The sequence below is a fragment of the Komagataeibacter kakiaceti JCM 25156 genome (assembly GCF_000613305.1).
The window spans coordinates 1-3,954 of record NZ_BAIO01000199.1 but is presented as its reverse complement, the minus strand read 5'-3'; the positions used below and the strand labels follow the sequence as shown (position 1 = coordinate 3,954).

3 protein-coding genes are annotated in these 3,954 nt (G+C 65.9%); all 3 read left to right on the top strand.

Going from position 1 to position 3,954, the window contains the following annotated elements:
- On the top strand, positions 1 to 2,221 hold a 2,221-nt coding region (locus JCM25156_RS10535; protein WP_025813055.1), incomplete at its 5' end, for a cellulose biosynthesis cyclic di-GMP-binding regulatory protein BcsB.
- A 206-nt stretch (positions 2,222 to 2,427) separates the two neighbouring features.
- On the top strand, positions 2,428 to 2,898 hold the full coding sequence (gene bcsD / locus JCM25156_RS10530) for a cellulose biosynthesis protein BcsD (protein WP_025813054.1): 471 nt from the start codon (positions 2,428 to 2,430) through the stop codon (positions 2,896 to 2,898).
- 106 nt (positions 2,899 to 3,004) lie between these two features.
- On the top strand, positions 3,005 to 3,826 hold the full coding sequence (locus JCM25156_RS23445; RefSeq protein WP_242402596.1) for a hypothetical protein: 822 nt from the start codon (positions 3,005 to 3,007) through the stop codon (positions 3,824 to 3,826).
- Positions 3,827 to 3,954 lie beyond the last annotated feature (128 nt).

The following is a 3,954-nucleotide window of genomic DNA, read 5'->3' as shown; positions in this document are numbered from 1 at the left end:
AACGGCCAGGGCGGCCACGGCCGCCGTGGACAGTGGCGAGAGTGCGAGCGGCGCCACCGGCGACATGGCCACCACCCATACCTATACGTTCGACCAGCTCGGCGCGCTCACCGCGCTGACCATGCGCAGCGCCACGCCGTTGCAGGGGCTTCAGTTCGGCATTCCTTCCGATGAACTCGTCACCTCGGCGCGGCTGATCGTCTCGGGGGCCATGTCCCCCAGCCTGCGGCCTGAAAACAGCGCTGTGACCATCACGCTGAACGAACAGTATGTCGGCACCCTGCGGCCCACGCCGGGCAAGCCCGCGTTCGGGCCGATTGCGTTTGACGTGAACCCGATCTTTTTCGTCAACAGCAACCGGCTGAACTTCAGCTTCGCGGTCGGCACGAAAGGCTGCGCCGACCCCATGGAAAAGCTGCTATGGGCCAGCGTTTCGGAACATTCGCAGTTGCAGGTCACCACCATCTCGCTTCCGGCCCGCAGGCAGCTTGCCCGCCTGCCGCAGCCTTTTTATGACAGGGCGGTGGACCAGAAGGCGGTCATCCCGGTGGTGCTGGCGGCAAGCTATGACCCCGAGATCCTGACGGCCACCGGCATCGTCGCCTCATGGTTTGGCAGGCAGACCGATTTCCGTGGCGTCACGTTCCCCGTCTCCGCCACCGTGCCCCGCACGGGCAACGCCATCGCGGTGGGTGTGGTTGCGGAACTGCCCGCCGCGCTCGGGCACCTGTCCGTCGGGGGGCCAACGGTCATGGAAGTGGCCAATCCATCCGACCCCAACGGAACCGTGCTGGTGGTGACCGGGCGTGACCGGGACGAGGTGATTACGGCCAGCAAGGGCATAGGCTTCGGTTCGGGCACGCTGCCCGCCACCGACCATGCCGATATCGCGCCCATTGACGTCGCACCCAGCCAGCCCAACGACGCCCCGGCTTTCATCCCGACCTCACGCCCCGTGAAGCTGGGCGAACTGGTGCCGGACAGCGCGTTGCAGGGCATGGGCTACACGCCCGGCGTCATGACCGTGCCGTTCCGCATTCCGCCGGATCTGTACACATGGCATAGTCGCCCGTACAAGGTGCATGTCCGTTTCCGCTCCCCCGACGGGCCGGTTGTGGATGTCGCCCGGTCGCATCTGGATATCAGCCTCAACAACATCTACCTGCGTTCCTATTCCCTGCGTGACAGTAACGGGGCCGTTGGCAGGGCGCTGGCCCATATCGGCCTGGGCAACGCATCGGGGGTTGAACAGCATACCGTCATGGTCCAGCCGTGGATGGTTTACGGCAAGAACCAGTTGCAGTTCCTGTTCGATGCGATGCCCATGTCGTCCGTCGGGGCCTGCAAGGCGGGACCGAGCCAGTTGCGCCTGGCGGTCGATCCTGACTCCACCATCGATTTTTCCAACGCCTATCACATCACGACCATGCCGAACCTGGCCTTCATGGCCAGCGCGGGTTTCCCGTTCACCACCTATGCCGACCTGTCGCATACGGCGGTGGTGCTGCCCGACCATCCTTCCGCCCCCGAGATCGGGGCGTTCCTGGATCTGATGGGCTTCATGGGGGCCACGACATGGTACCCGGTGGCCGGTGTTGAAATCGTCACCGCTGACCATGTGAGCGACGTGGCGGATAGAAACCTGATTGTCCTGTCCACGCTGGGGGAAAGCGCGGACATCGCGCCGCTGCTGGTGAACGCGGCCTACCAGATTTCGGACGGGCACCTGCACATGGCCGCGCGCTCCGCGCTGGATGGGGTATGGAACGCGTTTGAGGATCCGCTCTCGGCCCTCAAGCGGCACGCGACCACGGAAGTTGACACCGATCTCATGGGGGGTGTCGGCGCGATGGTGGAGGCGCAGTCGCCCCTTATGTCCGGGCGCACCGTGCTGGCCCTGCTGTCCGGCGACGCGCCGGGGCTGAACCACCTGATCCAGACCCTGAACCAGCGCAAGAACCAGCCGTACATCCAGGGCGATCTGGTGCTGGTGCATGGGGATACCGTGTCGTCCTATCTCGGCTCGCCGGTCTATACGGTGGGGTCGGTGCCGCTATGGATGTGGCCTGACTGGCATATGCACAACCGCCCGATGCGGGTGATGGTGATCGGCCTGATCGCCTGCCTGCTGCTGACGGCGGTGATGTCGCGCGCGCTGGTCCGCCATGCCCGCCGCCGCTACAAGGAACTGCAGGTCCAAAAGCGCACCTTCCGTGACTGACCGGTGGGCGCGTGGGCGCGTCACGCGGGGTGTGGCGGGGATGCCAATGCCGCTGGCTTGCGGCCACGTTTGGTGGCAGAGTAGGTTATAGTTGTTTTATCCGCAGTCCCGGTGCGGCATGGTGGCGGCGCCATCATCGCTAGGACAGCACGACCACCGCGGGGGAGTGCCATGATTTCGAACCACTATCTTGTTATGGACCAGTAATGACAACTTTCAAGAAACAACCGGATTTTTCCCTGTTCCTTCAGGCCCTGTCCTGGGAAATTGACGATCAGGCCGGGATCGAGGTCAGGAACGAGCTTCTGCGCGAGGTCGGTCGCGGCATGGCGGGTCGGCTTGCGCCGCCGCTGTGCAACACGATCGACACCCTGCAGATCGAACTCAATGCCCTGCTGTCCATGATCGGCTGGGGCTATGTCTCGCTCGAACTGCTGAGCGAGGAAAAGACCCTGCGCATCGTGCATGAGGATCTGCCGCAGGTTGGCAGCGCGGGTGAGCCGCCGGGAACATGGCTGGCGCCGGTGCTGGAGGGGCTGTACGGCCGCTGGATCACGTCACAGCCCGGCGCGTTCGGGGATTACGTGGTGATGCGCGATCTGGAGGCGGAAGATCTGGATTCCGTGCCGCGCCAGACCATCATCCTCTACATGCGCGTCCGCAGCAGCTCGCTGTAAGGCTGGCGGACCGGTGCGAACCGGTTCCGGCCAGCGCGACGACACCCCGCGATAGCCCACCATCGGCTCCGGCATTCAGGCCGATGGCGGGGAAGGGCGGCTGTTCGTGGGGGGCGTCAACGGGTCCGCATGGCCCGTTTCATTGCTTCAGGTCCATGATGGGGGGCTGCTCCCGGCGCGGGATAACGGGGCGGTGCGTGATCCGCTCCCCCACGTCAGGCATGGTCGCGCGCGCCATGCGCCGGGGGGCAGGCCCATGAAAAATCAGATCGTGTCAATCTCCATGGGGGCATTGGGGCTGCTGGTCGCCAGCACCATGCCCGTGGCGGCGGCGGGCTGGCCCGATACGCCGCTGGGGCGGGCGGGTATGCTGGTGGCGATTCAGGAGATGGAAATCATGCTCCTGACCCACCCCAGCGCCACCCGCGCGCTGGAGGCATGGTGCGCGCTCCATCACATGGCGGACCCGCCCGTCGTCATGGCGCGCAAGGTGGTCCGGTCCGGCCCGGACATCGTGCCTGAGCGGGTCCGCGCCGAACTGGCGGTCAGTGCCACCCAGCCAGTCCGCCACAGGCAGGTAAGGCTGGTCTGTGGCCCGCATGTCCTGTCCGTGGCCGATAACTGGTACGTGCCCGACCGGCTGACAGCCGCGATGAATGCCGCGCTGGAACAGACCGACGTGCCGTTTGGCCGCGTGGTGGCCCCGCTGGATTTTTCCCGCCAGAGGCTGGAATTCACCCGGCTGTGGTCGCCATGGCCCGGAAGTGCGGCCGCATCCCCCGCCGGCGCCATGATCGTGCCACCGGCGGAGATCGTGCGCCAGCGCGCCGTGCTGCGCGATGCGCATGACCGGCCGTTCAGCGAGGTCGTGGAAACCTATACGAACCAGATGCTCGATTTCCCGCCCCCGCCCGAGGTCGCGCGCTGACACGCATTGCGGTGGGCGGGCAGGGGCGCTACTGCGGAACCAGCCGCATGACCGGAGCAAGGATCCTGACATGACCGACCTGCGAGACCCGAACCTGCCCGCCGAGGACGTCCGGCGCGTGCTGGACC

Excerpts from the sequence above, each read along its gene's own strand:
- bcsD (WP_025813054.1), top strand. The coding sequence starts at position 2,428 with ATGACAACTTTCAAGAAACAACCGGATTTTTCCCTGTTCCTTCAGGCC.